Annotated in this window: 12 protein-coding genes; 6 read left to right on the plus strand and 6 right to left on the minus strand. The window is 60.3% G+C overall.

Annotated elements, in window-relative coordinates; all coding sequences use genetic code 11:
- Nucleotides 1-164: 164 nt before the first annotated feature.
- Nucleotides 165-1,790 carry a glucan biosynthesis protein gene (locus KUV41_RS13780; protein ID WP_222486536.1) on the minus strand — a complete coding sequence of 542 codons (1,626 nt, stop codon included), beginning with the start codon at nucleotides 1,788-1,790 and terminating at the stop codon, nucleotides 165-167.
- Nucleotides 1,791-2,211: 421 nt separating this feature from the next.
- On the opposite strand from KUV41_RS13780, the gene KUV41_RS13785 reads away from it, so the two are divergent.
- Both KUV41_RS13785 and KUV41_RS13790 read left to right on the plus strand, forming a co-directional pair.
- Complete coding sequence (locus KUV41_RS13785) at nucleotides 2,212-3,273, plus strand: HlyD family secretion protein (RefSeq protein WP_222486537.1); 1,062 nt, start codon at nucleotides 2,212-2,214, stop codon at nucleotides 3,271-3,273.
- Between the two features lie 43 nt (nucleotides 3,274-3,316).
- Entirely contained in the window at nucleotides 3,317-4,375 is a 1,059-nt protein-coding gene (locus KUV41_RS13790; protein WP_315900592.1) for a DUF2955 domain-containing protein, read from the plus strand.
- Nucleotides 4,376-4,621: 246 nt separating this feature from the next.
- Here KUV41_RS13790 and KUV41_RS13795 read toward each other — a convergent pair whose 3' ends face one another.
- Nucleotides 4,622-5,905 (minus strand): lactonase family protein, encoded by a 1,284-nt coding sequence (locus KUV41_RS13795; RefSeq protein ID WP_222486539.1) that lies wholly within the window; start codon nucleotides 5,903-5,905, stop codon nucleotides 4,622-4,624.
- 304 nt (nucleotides 5,906-6,209) lie between these two features.
- Nucleotides 6,210-7,160, minus strand: coding sequence for a LysR family transcriptional regulator (locus KUV41_RS13800; protein WP_222486540.1), 951 nt, complete (start codon nucleotides 7,158-7,160; stop codon nucleotides 6,210-6,212).
- A gap of 101 nt (nucleotides 7,161-7,261) precedes the next feature.
- On the opposite strand from KUV41_RS13800, the gene KUV41_RS13805 reads away from it, so the two are divergent.
- Nucleotides 7,262-8,329 (plus strand): SDR family oxidoreductase, encoded by a 1,068-nt coding sequence (locus KUV41_RS13805; RefSeq protein WP_222486541.1) that lies wholly within the window; start codon nucleotides 7,262-7,264, stop codon nucleotides 8,327-8,329.
- Between the two features lie 77 nt (nucleotides 8,330-8,406).
- On the opposite strand, the gene KUV41_RS13810 is transcribed toward KUV41_RS13805, so the two are convergent.
- Nucleotides 8,407-9,675, minus strand: a complete 1,269-nt coding sequence (locus tag KUV41_RS13810) for a Y-family DNA polymerase (RefSeq protein ID WP_222486542.1) — start codon at nucleotides 9,673-9,675, stop codon at nucleotides 8,407-8,409.
- The gene (locus tag KUV41_RS13815; protein WP_222486543.1) at nucleotides 9,672-10,157 is read right to left on the minus strand and encodes a LexA family protein; all 486 of its coding nucleotides are present in this window, start codon (nucleotides 10,155-10,157) and stop codon (nucleotides 9,672-9,674) included. Before KUV41_RS13815 ends, KUV41_RS13810 begins: the two co-directional genes overlap by 4 nt.
- A gap of 816 nt (nucleotides 10,158-10,973) precedes the next feature.
- On the opposite strand from KUV41_RS13815, the gene KUV41_RS13820 reads away from it, so the two are divergent.
- The 3 genes from KUV41_RS13820 to KUV41_RS13830 all read left to right on the plus strand — a co-directional run bounded on the left by KUV41_RS13820 (nucleotide 10,974) and on the right by KUV41_RS13830 (nucleotide 12,961).
- Nucleotides 10,974-11,369 carry a VOC family protein gene (locus KUV41_RS13820; protein WP_222486544.1) on the plus strand — a complete coding sequence of 132 codons (396 nt, stop codon included), beginning with the start codon at nucleotides 10,974-10,976 and terminating at the stop codon, nucleotides 11,367-11,369.
- A gap of 95 nt (nucleotides 11,370-11,464) precedes the next feature.
- Nucleotides 11,465-12,007, plus strand: a complete 543-nt coding sequence (locus tag KUV41_RS13825; RefSeq protein WP_222486545.1) for a hypothetical protein — start codon at nucleotides 11,465-11,467, stop codon at nucleotides 12,005-12,007.
- Nucleotides 12,008-12,331: 324 nt separating this feature from the next.
- On the plus strand, nucleotides 12,332-12,961 hold the full coding sequence (locus KUV41_RS13830; RefSeq protein WP_222486546.1) for a hypothetical protein: 630 nt from the start codon (nucleotides 12,332-12,334) through the stop codon (nucleotides 12,959-12,961).
- A gap of 471 nt (nucleotides 12,962-13,432) precedes the next feature.
- Here the strand turns inward: KUV41_RS13830 and KUV41_RS13835 are convergent, their stop codons facing one another.
- The gene (locus KUV41_RS13835) at nucleotides 13,433-14,428 is read right to left on the minus strand and encodes an ion transporter (protein ID WP_222486547.1); all 996 of its coding nucleotides are present in this window, start codon (nucleotides 14,426-14,428) and stop codon (nucleotides 13,433-13,435) included.
- Nucleotides 14,429-14,470: the final 42 nt, after the last annotated feature.

Below are 14,470 nucleotides of genomic sequence, written 5' to 3' on the forward strand. Positions count from 1 at the left end.
CGAAGCAGGGCGCCTCATCCCGAGCCGAATCATCGAGATGATTCGGACGGGAAGATAACGCACCTTGATTTTTAAGGGCTTTTATTTAGAGGCTGAAGGTCTTCAGCCACAAGGAATCATGCCGGAAGCGGCGCCACGCGGTCAATTCGGGGGGAGAGGTGCCATCAGCCCTTGAGGTGATCGGCGTTGTGCAGTTCACGCTGATCCGCGGGGGGCGGTGTCCACTGATAGATCCAGGTCTCGGTCAGGGGATTGCCGTCCTTGTCACGCAGGTACAGGCGCAGGTTGATCGGCTCGCTGCCGTCGTCCGGTGGTACGACGTCGAACATGGCGCGGTAGCCTTGGATCGCAGCCAGCGGGCGGGCCGAGGTGATTTCGATCTCGCCGGCGCTGGCCTCGATCACGGCCTCTACGTCCACCTCCTGGTCGTCGTCGAAGGGGAAAGGCCCGCCACGGAAGTCGACGGCAAACCGCCAGCTGAAGTACTCGCGCAGCTGGCCGACGACGCCCCCAAGCCCTGTACGGGTGGCGACGCAGCGGGCCAGGCTGGGCTGGCGGGCGGGCAGGTCATACCAGCTGAGGCGGTAGGAGTAGCGCAGCTCCTGGCCCGGCTCCACCGGTGTCTGTGGGCGCCAGTAGGCCACGATGTTGTCGAAGGTTTCGTCCTTGGCCGGCAACTCCACCAGGTCGATGCTGCCTTCCCCCCAGCCTTCGGTGGGCTCGACCCAGACGCTGGGACGGCGATCGTAGTAGACGCCGTCATCCTGATAGTGGTCGAAGTCGTGATCGCGCTGGGCGAGGCCAAAGCCCTGAACATCGGTGGCGGCGTAGGCGTTGTAGCGCAGGCTGGAGGGGTTGACCAGGGGACGCCACAGCCATTCGCCGTCGCCGGTGTGAATGCTCAAGCCGTCGGAATCATGGATCTCGGGGCGCCAGTCGTAGTTGACGTCGCGGTCGTTCTCGCCGACCAGGTACATGCTGGTCAGTGGTGCGATGCCCAGTCGTTCGATGGCCTTGCGTGGATACAGCGTGGCGGCGACATCCATCACCACACCTTCAACATTGCGGCGGATGTCGAAGCGGTAGGCCCCGGTGGTGCTTTCCGACTCGAGCAGCGCATAGACGATCACGCTATTGTCGCCGTCTGGCTGTTCCAGCCAGAAGCGGGTGAAGTCCGGGAACTCCTCCGGCGTATCGCGGGCGGTATCGATGGCCAGGCCGCGGGCCGACAAGCCGTATTGCATGCTCTGGCTGACCGCGCGGAAATAGCTGGCGCCAAGGAACGAGGCAATATCGCGCTCCGGCTCCTGATGATGGTGCAGGCGGAATCCCGCAAACCCGAGCTGCGGCGACAGCGCGTCGGTATCGACGACGGGGCTGTCGTCTTCACCGCCAAAGCGAAACAGCTCGGGGTCGTAGGCCAGCTCCTGGGCCTGCCCCTCGCTGACCTGGTAGATCCTCACCGGCGTGGTAAAGCCCCTGCCCAGATGAAACAGCTGTCCCGTGTAGGGGCCATTGCTGTCCTTCCACAGGGCGTGGTCGGCGCGATAGCCGATGGACTGGTAATCGTCCCAGGACAGCGACTTCAGCTGTTCAGGCAGTTCGCCCTCGTGATCGTCGTGGGGCTGCTGTGACAGGTGCCGAGCAAAGCCCTTGAGCCAGGCGTAGTCAAAGGCCACCTTGTCGCCGGTGGTGTTCAGGCGCTGGTCCATCGCCGCGAGCAGGGGGGAAATCGGCAGGGCATAGGCGCTTAGCGCGGTGGCGGCCTTCAGAAAATCACGTCGCTGCATGTCCATCATCCTTGTGGTGAGCAAATGCCGTGTCAGCAGGTGGCTGCTGTGAAGTGCGCGGTACGGGCCTGGGAAGACCCGAGCATCCAGCGCTACGACTGCTCGAATCAGCAAAGGTTCACCGATGGGAAGATCGTCGACGCGGTGACCGCCAGCAGCGGATGCGTCGATAGATCCGTGGGGAAGGCAGCGAAGGGGAAAGGCAGCGAAGGGGAAAGGTGTCGTAGGAAAGATGGCGGGGAAGGATGGCGGGGCAAATGTGTCTGTTATTGTTACCATGCTAATTAAATGCTAGTCTTCGCGGCCGCCCTGGGCGCTCGTCGAGTGAAGCATTGGGCACGTTGACCTGTGCATGGCGCATCACCGCCGCCCCCAGGGAAGGATGACGGCGAAGTGAGCGATTTCGAGCAAGAGGAACCCCATGACCCCCGATCAGCGCTTCAAGTGGCTAGTGCGCCTGGCCTTGGGCCTGTTTGTCCTGATGTTTGGCTATTTTGTGGTGGCCGATACCTACATGCCGATGACCCCGGAAGCGCGAGTCATGCGTCCGGTCGTGCGTATTGCGCCGGAAGTCAGTGGCCCGGTGGCCCGTGTCGACGTGTCCAACAATGTCCACGTCGAGGCTGGCGATGTGCTGTTTCGCCTGGACCCCGCGCCGTTCGAGCTGGCGCTGGAGCAGGCGCAGCTAGAGCGGGAGGCCGCGCGCCAGGAAAATGACACCCTGGGCGCGAGTATCGCCTCCGCCAGGGCGACCTTGGATGCCGCCAGGGCGCGAGCGCAGGAGAGCCGCCAGGAGCGCAGTCGCGGCGAGCGCTTGATTGGCCAGGGCAGTATCTCGCGGCAGCGGCTGGATGGCCTGGTGGCCACCGATCGCCAGGCTCAGGCAGAGGTCAAGGCAGCCGAAGCGGAAGTGGCGCGCCTGGAGGTGGAGCTGGGGGCTGAAGGTGACGCCAACCTGCGCCTGCGTCAGGCCCGTAACGCGGTGGAACAGGCGCGCCTGGACCTGGAGCACACAGTGGTGCGCGCCCAGCATTCCGGCATCATCAGTAACCTGCAGCTGGAAGTGGGCGACTACGCCACCCAGGGACAGCCGCTGGTGGCGCTGATTTCCGACGAGCTGGACGTGATCGCTGACTTTCGCGAAAAGAGTCTGCGCAAGGTCGCGGCCGGTGATGATGCCAAGATCGTGTTTGATGGCCTGCCCGGCCAGGTGTTCAGTGCCCGGGTTGAACAGCGTGATGCCGGTGTCCGCGATGGCCAGGTCAGCGCCGATGGCAACCTGGCTGACATACCGACCACCGACCGTTGGCTGCGCGATGCGCAGCGTCTGCGCCTGCATCTGACGCTGACCGATGACGTGCCTCAACGGCTGCCGACAGGGGCTCGTGCCACCGTGCAGCTGTTTCCCGGTGACCACCCCATCGCCCATCCGCTGGGGGCCTTGCAAGTGCGGCTGATGTCCTGGCTTCACTATGTCTATTGATCGCTCTCGATCCTCTGACAGCGCACGGTCGTCCGATACGCCCGTGCCGAGCGACAAGCCCGCACCGCGGCCGTCGAAACTAAGCCGTAACGACTTGCGCCAATGCCTGCGTATCGCGGTAGGCGCCTGGATCGGTTTTCTGGTCAGCCAGTTGATGCATTGGAACTACGGCGTCTTCTTTACCGTGTTTCCGATGTTTCTGCTGGGCATCATCCCCGTGTTCAATGCCCATGTGGTGCGTCAGTTCCTGGGCAATGCCTGTCTTAACGTGGTGGAGATCAGCTTGGTGGTGGGCCTGACCCAGCACCTTCCCGCAGTGATGACCGGCCTGGTGTTCCTGATGTTTCTAGGGCGCTTCACCTTGATGGCGCGCGGCCCGCTGTTCGTGTTTGGTGCCAATGGGGTACTGACCCTCAGCATCATGCTGCATTTTTCCAGCTATCCCGATCTCGACCTGTTCGACCTGCTGACCAGCAATACCGTAGCCAGCCTGTTGGCGGTGGCGATCGCGGCGCTGATGCATAGCGTCTTTCCTGACGTTGACCCGCGCCAGCCGCCTCCGCCCCAGCTCAAGAGCGTGTCGCTGCAGCGTCATCAGGCATTGATTGGCGCGATTACCGCGACGCTGTCGTTTCTGGTGTTTCAGCTGCTCGATCTGCGCGATTCCCTGTCGGCGCAGATGGCGACCATCCTGATTCTGTTCGCCCTTGGCTATCACGGCGCCAAGGCGTCTGCTCATCGTCGGGCGATAGGGACCTTGCTGGGCTGTAACCTGGCGCTGTTGCTGCAGTTGATTCTGTTCACCAAGAGCAGTCACCTGCCGCTGGTGCTGCTGGCCTACGGCATTGGCCTGCTGCTGTTTGCTCGCGAGCACGTTATCGAAAAGGCCGGGTCGGGTATCGGCTTTGGCGGGCTGACGACGCTGGGCATCCTGTTTGGCCAGTATCTTCGCCCCAACCAGGACCTGGTGGTGGATGCGCTGTACCGGTTCAGCTCGATGTGCGTCGCCCTGATGGCGACCTTGGTGGCCATGGCCGTGCTGCATCGATTGCTGGATCTGTGGCCGGCGGTATCCAGTCGCGGCGACGACGATCAGGGCTGAGGTTTCTCGGCGGACTATTAGTGATTGAGTGCTGGTGGGTGAGTGTTCGTGGATAAACGCCGCTGACGCTGTTGGCATTCTGCTTAAGACGCCCATCGCCTGGCCAGCCTACGCTTGCAGATAGGGGCCGCACCGCTATGGCCCCAATCCGTTCCTAATCGACCCTATTCGACGCTATCCGACCGTATTCGATAGTGCGCTTCAGTCACGTCCCGCTGGCGTCAGGCCGTTGGGCTCTGCGCCAATCTACTCCTTGCTGGCCAGCGTCTTTTCGCCCGGTACCGGTATGGTCACCAGCCCGTAGGAGTGCACCTCGGCACTGCCCGGATAGGCGTCGACCACCGACAGGCTGCCATCGTCGTGGTCGATCTCGAACACCCAGGTCTTGCCGGTGTTACCGCTGATGACGTTGACATAGTGGCCGTCGGCGCTCAGGTCCATGTCGGCGAAGTACTCGTTGTAGTCCTCGGCCCGATAGGCCGCTTCCTCGAGCAGGGCGATGCTGCCATCTTCCGGATCGATGCTGTAGGTCGACAGGCTGGACGTGTGGGAGTTGGTGGTCCAGGCGTAGCGTCCGTCCGCCGAGGTGGTGACCCAGCAGGCGGCCTGCTCGCCACCCCAGATGTCGGTTCCCGTCATCACATCCGCCGACACCATGGTGAGCTGGCCGTCGGCGTCGATGTCATAGGATGACATCGAGCCCGTCTGGCCCTCGTACTCCTGCAGGAAGGGGTATTTGGCCTTGCTCTCATCCGAGGATGGATGGAACTGATAACCCTGGGTGATATAGCGGGTCTCGGTAACCAGCAGGGTACTGTGGCCATCGGGCCGAGTGATCAGCTTGGTGCCGATGGGCAGCGCAAAGAAGCGGTCTTCCGACAGGTGCGGCGACGGCAGGCTGGATACTGGCGTCTGCGACAGCAGGCCATCGTCGTCGACCGCGTAGACGTGCACCATTCCTGTAAGAAAGCCCACCACGGTGAGGTACTTGCCGTCCTCGGTAAATTCCATGCTGACCGGTGAGTCGTCCAGTGGTCGCAGTGAATTCGCCAGCTCCGTCAGCTGGCCGTTTCCATCGATGGTGAAGCCCTTGATCACGCCGGGCTCGTCATTGGCCCCATTGGTGCTGGCGACGTACACCAGCCCGGCATGGCCATCGATGGCCTTGGGCTTGGCCCCGCCAGCGTCAACCACGTTGTTGAGGGTAAGGGTCAGGTCGTCTTGTACGTGCAGCGATGACAGGGTGCCATCGCCGATGTTGGCCACCAGCACATTGCGGTCGTCGGCGGAGCGCCAGACGCCATAGGCCGAGCCTAGAGGATCAAGGCCGCCATCCATGCCGTTGCCAGCGCCACCGGTGGGGTATTCGCCAATCTTTTCCAGGGTGCCGTCATCAAACTGACGCCAGGCCACCAGCGAGTTCTGTTGCTGATGGTTGGTGGCGACATAGACGCCCCCGGTCACTTCCTTGGCCATGGTCGGCAGGGAAACCGAGAGCAGCAGCGCTGTCATTACGACGGGTGTCTTCATAGGGGTGCCTCTTCCTCGGCCTGCTCCTGGGGCTGCCTGTCAAACTGTGCTCGACAGGCGCTTAGTTCAGGTAAATCTTAGGCAAGAATGGCGGCCATGAAGGCTTTTAACTGTCGTCAAACGAGCGTTGCTCGCGGAAGATGCGCAATTCCGTGCTATGGCTAGGCGATGTCCGAAAAGTCGGCGAGCGAAGGTTAGACAAGGCAAAAATCGGTGAAAAAGCGCAGTTTACGGGGTGTAAATGAGCATTTTGATCCTATTTTTAACGCTGTATTACCGAGCGCAGGCACTTTTCAGACGAGCCCTACGGCTCCTGGGACAGGGGACGGCGGTCCCATAGCGGCGGGTCCCCTACCTGTTCCGTGACGTAGTCGACGAACAGCGCCACCTTGCGCGGCCCCAGGCGAGACGCGGCGTAAAGCAGGTGAATGGACCGCTCTTCCGGGGCCACCTCCCACTGCCATTCGGTAAGTAGCGCTACCAGGCTGCCTTCATCCAGCTCCTTGGCGATCATCCAGGAGGGAAACAGCACGATGCCCTGGCCCAGTACCGCGGCGTGGCGAAGGCTCGGCGCGTCGTCACTGTGCAGCGAGCCGTCCACGTCCAGGCGCTGAAAGTCCGCCGTGCCAGGTTGGCGCCAGAACCAGCGCTGGCGGCCGTACTCACCCTGGTAGCGCAGGCAGTCGTGGTCGAGCAGGGCGGCCGGAGATGTCGGGGTGCCAGCTGTCGCAAGATAGTCAGGAGACGCCGCCACGATATAGCGCATGGGCGCCAGCGTGCGTGCGACCAGGTTGGAGTCGGTCAGTGGGCCGACGCGAAAGGTCACGTCGGCTGCGCTGCGCACCGGGTCGACGAACTGGTCGGTCAGGCGTAGTTCTGTCGTGATCTTGGGGTAGCGCCGGGAGAAGCCACGAATCAACGGCACGACCTGGCGCTCGCCAAAGGCGACCGGGGCGTTGATGGTCAGGGTGCCGGCCGGTTCATTCTTGGCCGCGGTGATGTTCTCCGTGGCGGCGTCCAGGTCGGCAAGCACAGGACGAATCGCCTCGATGTAGTGCTTGCCTGCCTCGGTCAGCTCCACTGCGCGGGTGTGACGGTGGAACAGGGCTTGCCCCAGGCTGCGCTCCAGCGTCTGAATCTGCCGTGAAATGGATGACACCGCACGATGGCTGCGGTGTGCCGCGGCGGTGAAGCCACCAGCATCCACGACCAGCCGAAAGGTGCGCAGCGCGTTCAGGTCAACGTTGCCTTTCATGCAATAAACCTTTGCCATCATAGCGATTGTCGCAAGTGTTTATAGGTCCACAATGGGACACCGTCAATCCACAACGACGGCTACCGTCTAGGGATATCTTCATGCAGAAAGGCAACGCACTTGTTGTCGGTGCGACCGGCATCACCGGTGGCAACCTCGCCCAGTACCTCGTCGCCAGTGGCTGGACCGTCTACGGCATGTCGCGCAGTGGCACCACCACCAGCGGCGTCATCCCGGTCGCCGCTGACCTGCTCGATCCGCAGGCCACCGCCGACGCCCTGGCAGGGCTGCCGATCAGCCACGTGTTCTACTGCACCTGGACACAGCGCAGCACGGAGCGGGAGAATGTCGAGGCCAATGGCGCCATGATGAACCACCTGTTCGCCGCGCTGGACCCTGCGCGCCTCGAGCACGTGTCTCTGGTGACGGGCACCAAGCAGTACCTGGGATCCTTCGAAGCCTATGGCAGCGGCCAGGTGGAGACACCGTTTCGCGAGTCCGCTGAGCGGGTGCCGGGTCCCAACTTCTACTACACCCTTGAAGACATCATGCTGGAGGTGGCGGAACGCTACGGCATCCGCTGGAACGTGCACCGTCCCCATACGGTGATTGGCTACGCCTCCGGCAACCTCATGAACATGGGCACCACGCTTGCGGTGTATGCCTCGATCTGCCGGGCCACCGGTCAGCCGTTCATCTTCCCGGGGTCCCAGCAGCAGTGGAACTACCTGACGGACCTGACCGATGCCCTGCTGTTGGCCCGCCAGATGGAATGGGCCGCGCTGGCGCCGGGAGCGGCCAACCAGGCCTTCAACACGGTAAACGGGGACACCTTTCGCTGGCGCCGGATGTGGCGGGAGATTGGCGAGTACTTCGGCCTCGAGGTGGGCGAATGCCCCCAGACCCCACAGCCTCTGGCAGAGCAGATGGCCGGTATCGAGGACACCTGGAAGGACATTGCCAAGCGCCATGACCTGGTCCAGGACGATGTCAGCAAGCTGGCGTCCTGGTGGCACACCGACGGCGACCTTGGCCGCACCCAGGAGTGCGTGAACGATATCAACAAGAGCCGCGAGTTTGGCTTCCACGAGCATCGCGAGACCCGGGCGGTCTTCCTCGACCTGTTCGACCGCTTGATCGCGGAGCGGGTGATTCCACCGGTGGCGTAAGCCAACATCGCTGTCGCCGCACGTTCGGGCCAGGCCATAACAGGCCTGGCCCGCTTGTGTTCTGCCCCTGGGACTGCCTATAGCCTGGCGACCGGCAGCTCGTCCCAGCGGGTGGTGTAGCGGGGTGTGCGGTGTTCGCACTTCAGTTGCCAGGCGGCGTTGTCACTGGCCTTGCCGAGGCTCAGTGCCCCGCGTCCGTGCTTGCGGTTGATCGCGTCCAGAGTATCCATCAGGCGTTCATTGCGCTGGGTATCGGCGCTTTCGCTGGCGAAGATGTCATGCTGCAGGGTGGCCTTGTCCTGCAGGTCGAGGAGCATCACCCCCGCCTTCATGTACTGGTGGCCCTGGCGATGCATGCGTGCCAGCGCCTGGGTCGCGGTGGCCACTATGGCCAGGCTGTCGTCGCTGGCGGTAGGGAGTGGCACCACCAGCGACGGATGATGCTGGGGCTGGTCGGGGCGGTGGCGATTGGTACGCAGAAAGACCTGCACCGCTCGGGCAACGCTGCCCTGGCGGCGAAGCTTTTCAGCTCCGCGCGTGGCGTGGGCGCGCACGGCCTGGCGAAGCTGCTCCAGGTCCCCGGTGGGGCGCCCGAAGGAACGGCTGGTCATGATGCGCTCCCTGGGGACATCGCTGTCTTCCGGGGCCAGGCAAGACTCTCCTCGTAGCTCGCGCACGGTGCGCTCCATCACCACGCTGAAGTGGCGGCGCACGTGCTTCGGGTCTGCTTCTCGCAACTGCCAGGCCGTGTGGATACCAAGCGTTGCCAAGCGCGCCGCGCTGCGACCGGCCACACCCCACACCTCGGCCACCGGCAAGTGCTCCAGCCAGCGTTGGGTGTCTGTGCTGTCTGCTTCCATCAGGCAGACGCCATGGCCGTTGGGGTCCTTCTTGGCGCGATGGTTGGCGATCTTGGCCAGGGTGCGGCTGCTGGCAAGACCCACGCCTACCGGAATCCCGGTATGGCGCTGCACCGTGCGTCGCAATTCAACACAGTGGCCGATCAGGCGATCGCTGGCGAAGCCCTCGAAGTCCAGAAAGGACTCATCGATGCTGTAGACCTCTACCTGGGGGCAGAAGGTGTTCAGGGTCTCCACCACTCGTCGTGACATGTCCCCGTACAAGGTGTAGTTGCTCGACAGCAGGACGCATTGGCGCTTCAGGCGCTGGTCGATCTGGAAGGTGGGGATGCCCATGGGCACGCCGAGATCCTTGATTTCCTGACTGCGAGCGATGACACAGCCATCGTTGTTGGACAGCACCGCCACCGGCTTGCCGCGCAGGCGCGGATCAAACACCCGCTCGCAGCTGACGTAGAAATTGTTGCAGTCGACCAGCGCGATCATGACGGCGTGCCCTGGTAGGCCGAGCTGGCATGACGGCGGGACGTCCCTTGCGGCAGCGCATGGATGCTGTGCGTCACCACTCCCCATACATCGCAGTCGTGGCCGTTCAGGGCAATCGGCGGGTAGGCCTCGTTGGCCGCCAACAGATAGGGCCGGTCGCCCAGCTTGCCCAGCTGCTTGCAGGTCAGCTCACCGTCCACGCTGGCGATCAGCACCGCGCTCTGGCGCGGCTCCAGCGACCGGTCGACGATCAGCAGGTCGCCGTCGAAGATGCCCAGCTCCTTCATCGACTCGCCCTTGGCGCGCAGATAGAAGGTCGAGCTGGGGTGGGGCACCAGGTGCGCCACCAGATCGAGCTGGCCTTCCAGATAGTCATCCGCCGGCGATGGAAAGCCCGCGCGAACCTCGCCAGCCGCCAACGGCAGCGGAGCCCCCGGCGCCCGCTCATCCACCCGGCCCAGCACCTCGAGATGCACCGTCATGGTTCCGCCCTCATCGGTATAGCCAAACGAGCAACAAGGTTGATGTGGTGCATGGTGCCTCCCGCAACGGATAGATACTGTTCGTATGTACAGTATCAGCAGCAGAAAGCCTCCGCCAGCCAGGCAGCACCCGGACCAAAGTTGGCTTGGTGGCCCTTTGGTGTGTCCCGGCGGGGTGGGTGGGGAGGGAGAGTCGGATGGCAGGAGAGGACTGGAGAGCAAGGTGGGAAGAGGTGGCGTAGGAATCATCTGAACTGATGGCGAGAGCGGAGGTGTTGGATAAGCGACTGCTTACCTGTGGAGGAGATTGTTTCGCAGTACTTTTCACGGAGTTAAGTCTGTGAGAAGCGATATAACTGGAGGTCGCTTGTTTTTATCGGTGACAAACGAGATTTTAACGTTTCAGCTACTCCGAAATTTTTTGGTCGTAATAAGACAAAAGGGAGTCTGCGAAAACTGGCGATATGGCCTGTTTCGCAGTAGTCTTCGATAGGCTGTGCTGATTTTGGTGGTGTGTTTGTGCCGAGAAGGCTGGCAATGGGATGTGTAGTGGTTGGCTGGTAATTGGAGTAGTGGGGGCCGGGCGCATGCGGGCTGAGATACAGAGGAGTGGTGTGAGGTGACCGCTTTCGACCCTAAGCGGTCATGCCTGCAAAGGCAGCAAGCGCGTTTATTGGTGTTATGTAGCCACGTCGACGAAAGTTCACATAAAAGTAAATGGGTTGGTGTGGCGGTATAAGAATGTTGAACGCGCGTGCTCGTTCAAGTCAATAAACGAGCGCGCTGTCTAATACCTGTTAAGCACAAGGAAGGTTCATGCACGCGAACATAGCCCGCTACGGAATAATTCTGAATACGGAACATTTCGAGGAGTGCGTGGCGTTCTATCGAGACCTCTTTGGATTGCGTCAGCTATTCGAGAAAAAGGAGGGTGACTTCAAGCTCACCTGTCTCGAGTATGGGCACGGCTACTTGATGATTGAGCAAGGAGGCAGGGCGAAGAGCGGCGTTAAGTCAGCGACTGAGGGTAGTTTCAAACTTCGCTTTAATGTCGAGGATTTGGAGGCGGCTCTGGCGGAAATAAGGGCATGGGGTATTCAGGCCGAAATCCAGGAAAGTTCTTGGGGCCGGACTATCAATATCAGCGATCCCGATGGTAACCGGGTAGGTGTCAGAGATGAAGCCGGTTTCGTCCACCAGCTCAATGCTTAACAAGCCGCTTAAGTTCGTTCCCGGCCTATCGGCCGTCCACCGGACGCCTTTGTCAGGGCGCCGCTTAGCTCAGCGTTAAGTGAACGAGTCAGCGCATGAGTACACAAGGATCAGTTATGGAAATATCGGAGAAGCTATTAGCTGAAATGGACACTTGGCCCACTAAGCCAGTACCCAAGGTTTTATTCCATGGGTGTCGGGATGGTGACCTCGGGTTGGACTTGAAGAGTGGCATCATATCTGGTGAGAAATGGTTTTCAACCGATCCATTTTACGCGGGAGAATACGCATGGCACTGGAGTCGTCCAGATGTTGGTGAGACTTTGCGTTTGGAAGTTGAAGTGACTCATGAGCATTTAGCTATTGAGTGTCCGCATCGGCTCGATGGTGCAAACTGGCCACCTTTTTTGGCTGAGTGTTTTCCAAATGTTCCGCTTGGCTACGAGCTGAGCTACCACTTTCAAAGTACCTTGAAATCGCATATTGATGCTCTAGCGGTAGATGGTCTGTGCTCTTACATTTCCAACGGTGGAAAAGAAGTTTGCATTCCTGAGGTTGAAAAATTTGTCGTAATCCGTCGGCAAGTGATCCTACCTAAAACCAAAGATGAGTATCGGGAGCAAAATGGACTTCTCTAAAGCACTTAACAATCGGCTGCACGGCGACCGGTTTTCCGCTGCTTCGCAGCTCCAAACCGGCGCGTGAGCCGGGCGTTAAATTCAGGGGGATTTGTGCCTGACTGGGCCATTAAGTTCTTTGGTTCGATCTCATCTGTGAAATCAGCAGCAAGAGCTCTAGGGACGGTCTTGCTTGTTCTATTTGTTTGGCAGCCAGCCTCGCAAGTATTCTCTAACATTGGCTTTCCCGATGATTACACAATTCTATTTCTTACAGTTGGGGCGCTCTCCGTTTCTTACCTTGTAGTTAGGTCGCTTGAGGTTGGATGCCTAAAGATCACAAATATGCAGAACGATCGAAAAGCCAGGATAAAAAGAGAGAGCGATCTGGCCAGCTTTGAAAAAAAGGTAAGAACATCCCTGCCACACCTAAAGCCCACGGAACTTAGGGTACTACGGGAACTGGTTGAATCTGAGCAGCGTATGGATATCCGACGTGAAGGAGTGAGCTGGCTGAGCAAGTCGGGTTGGATCTCAAAAATACATCAAGCATCCGCTACTGAGTTTGTTTTCCAGCTGAGCCCTGTGGTCAGCCAACTTTTTATTGAGTTCGAAGAAAATCGATTTAAAGAGATGGTGGATCAAACGATTTCCAACCTTACTGAGCCGCAGCGAGAGTTTATGAAGCTTTTTTGGCAAGAGTCGATAGTTCATGGCACGAGAGAAAGCCAAAACTTAATGCCCCATGAAATCTATCAGGCTGGCTCGGGATTGGTCACTTTACTTGGACTTTCAAAATCAGAATGGCGTGAAGATGGGCACCTGTGCGAGCGGTTTGTACTTAATGACTACGCAAAGTCGAGGCTAGAAAGTGAAATTTTTGGTATGCCTCCTGTTCGGATTGAAGCCGATCTGAATCTCGAATATGTAGAAGGGTCCCGTGCCACAGGTGGTGGAGCACGAGGTCGAATTTAACAACCACAGGCACGGCGACGGCTGCTGCATTGCGGCTTCGCCTCCATTCAGCAGCCGCGCGTGCTGTTGGCGTTATATCAGCTCTGGCTGAATGTCCGTTACTGGCCGATAGCTGTCATTACGCCGCTCAGGCGGCGTGATCGTCGGTTTTTATTACGCTAGTCCCTCTAAAGCAATATCAGTCGACCTTGCACCGTAGATCTAGTCGATTGAATTTTGTAACGCCCTATCGCCGTAGACAGAGTTGACTCATTCGGGGGCCTAGGGGCGAATACGGTGTGGGAACTAAAAAGCACTAGTTGTTATCACCATCTCCAGCGTCAACATCGCTCAAGCGGTCTGTGCAAATATAGTTGGGGGATATTCACAGAGGGCGACGTAGGCAGTGCAGGGGGCAGCGGCTACGGGGCATATCTCGCTCACCATATGCGCTTGCGTCGCTCTAACTGCACCCGTTTCATCTACGCCCCCTCACTCATACCTTTCCTGCCAGCGCTTGATGGCGATTCGGTCCTTCAACAGTTCCAGCATATCGACCAGTACCTGTTCGGTGATCTGCTCGGTTTCGGGGTCGGTGCGCAGCCAGGCGTCGAGGCCGCTTTCGGCCATATGCTCGACGAGGGTCGAGAACTGGGGGGAGCGCAGGCCGGCGAGGGCTTCGTCGACGATATGGCAGGCAAGGTCGGACAGGGAGGTTTCCAGGCCCTGGGTCAGCTGGCTACCCATGGGCAGGCGTTTGAGGCGCTGCAGTTCTGGGGTCTCTGCCAGGGTGCGGGCCACCAGTCCGCGCACGTAAGCCAGGGTTTCGAAGCGGTTACGGTAGGCGATATCGCCCACCATATTCTCCAGGCGCTGGCTGATTTCCCGTACCAGCGCCTCCTTGCGCGGCGTGATGATCTTGTCGATGGCGGGTGAGGCCAGGCCCTCGCCGCTGGTCAGTTCGCGCTGGACATTGTCGAGCAGGCGAGTGGCGATACGGTCGGTGAGTTCTTCCATCAGGATGTCGACGTACTTGGCGACAACGCTGTAGACGTACCAGCGGCGCACATCGATCAGGCCGAGACGCTGCAGCCGGTGCAGCAGCGAGATGACCCGCAGCACACGCAGCAGGCGAAAGCCCCCCAGCGGAATACAGCCAAGCACGTCATACCAGTGCACAAAGGGGTAGAAGAACCAGCGATGGTAGCGACGCTCGGCGATGGCGACTGCCCAGCCCAGCAGCACATCCAAGAGGAAGACCGTGACGAAGGCCAGGTCGATCGTAAAGAAATTGGCGTGGATGTAGCGGTCGTAGGCGGCGTGCAGGCCAGGGGCGATACCCTCGAAGGCGGCATTCAAGGGCGGTAGCAGGTAGAGGCTGTCGAACAGCAGCAGTCCCAGGTTGATCACCACCAGGACGATGATCGCCAGGTCCCACGCCAGGTGGGCGCGCTCCAGGATGAGTGAGCGGGTTCGCTGTGTCGACATGGGCTCTCCGGCTGTGGGCGATTTAGGCTGCGTCTGGGTGGA

Source organism: Halomonas sp. DP8Y7-1 (genome assembly GCF_019801685.1).
GTDB lineage: Bacteria > Pseudomonadota > Gammaproteobacteria > Pseudomonadales > Halomonadaceae > Halomonas > Halomonas litopenaei_A.

Coding starts and splice junctions, on each gene's coding strand:
- KUV41_RS13810 (WP_222486542.1), bottom strand. CDS start 9,675: ATGATCGCGCTGGTCGACTGCAACAATTTCTACGTCAGCTGCGAGCGG.
- KUV41_RS13805 (WP_222486541.1), top strand. CDS start 7,262: ATGCAGAAAGGCAACGCACTTGTTGTCGGTGCGACCGGCATCACCGGT.
- KUV41_RS13780 (WP_222486536.1), bottom strand. CDS start 1,790: ATGCAGCGACGTGATTTTCTGAAGGCCGCCACCGCGCTAAGCGCCTAT.
- KUV41_RS13830 (WP_222486546.1), top strand. CDS start 12,332: ATGCAGAACGATCGAAAAGCCAGGATAAAAAGAGAGAGCGATCTGGCC.
- KUV41_RS13785 (WP_222486537.1), top strand. CDS start 2,212: ATGACCCCCGATCAGCGCTTCAAGTGGCTAGTGCGCCTGGCCTTGGGC.
- KUV41_RS13795 (WP_222486539.1), bottom strand. CDS start 5,905: ATGAAGACACCCGTCGTAATGACAGCGCTGCTGCTCTCGGTTTCCCTG.
- KUV41_RS13815 (WP_222486543.1), bottom strand. CDS start 10,157: ATGACGGTGCATCTCGAGGTGCTGGGCCGGGTGGATGAGCGGGCGCCG.
- KUV41_RS13825 (WP_222486545.1), top strand. CDS start 11,465: ATGAGTACACAAGGATCAGTTATGGAAATATCGGAGAAGCTATTAGCT.
- KUV41_RS13800 (WP_222486540.1), bottom strand. CDS start 7,160: ATGAAAGGCAACGTTGACCTGAACGCGCTGCGCACCTTTCGGCTGGTC.
- KUV41_RS13820 (WP_222486544.1), top strand. CDS start 10,974: ATGCACGCGAACATAGCCCGCTACGGAATAATTCTGAATACGGAACAT.
- KUV41_RS13835 (WP_222486547.1), bottom strand. CDS start 14,428: ATGTCGACACAGCGAACCCGCTCACTCATCCTGGAGCGCGCCCACCTG.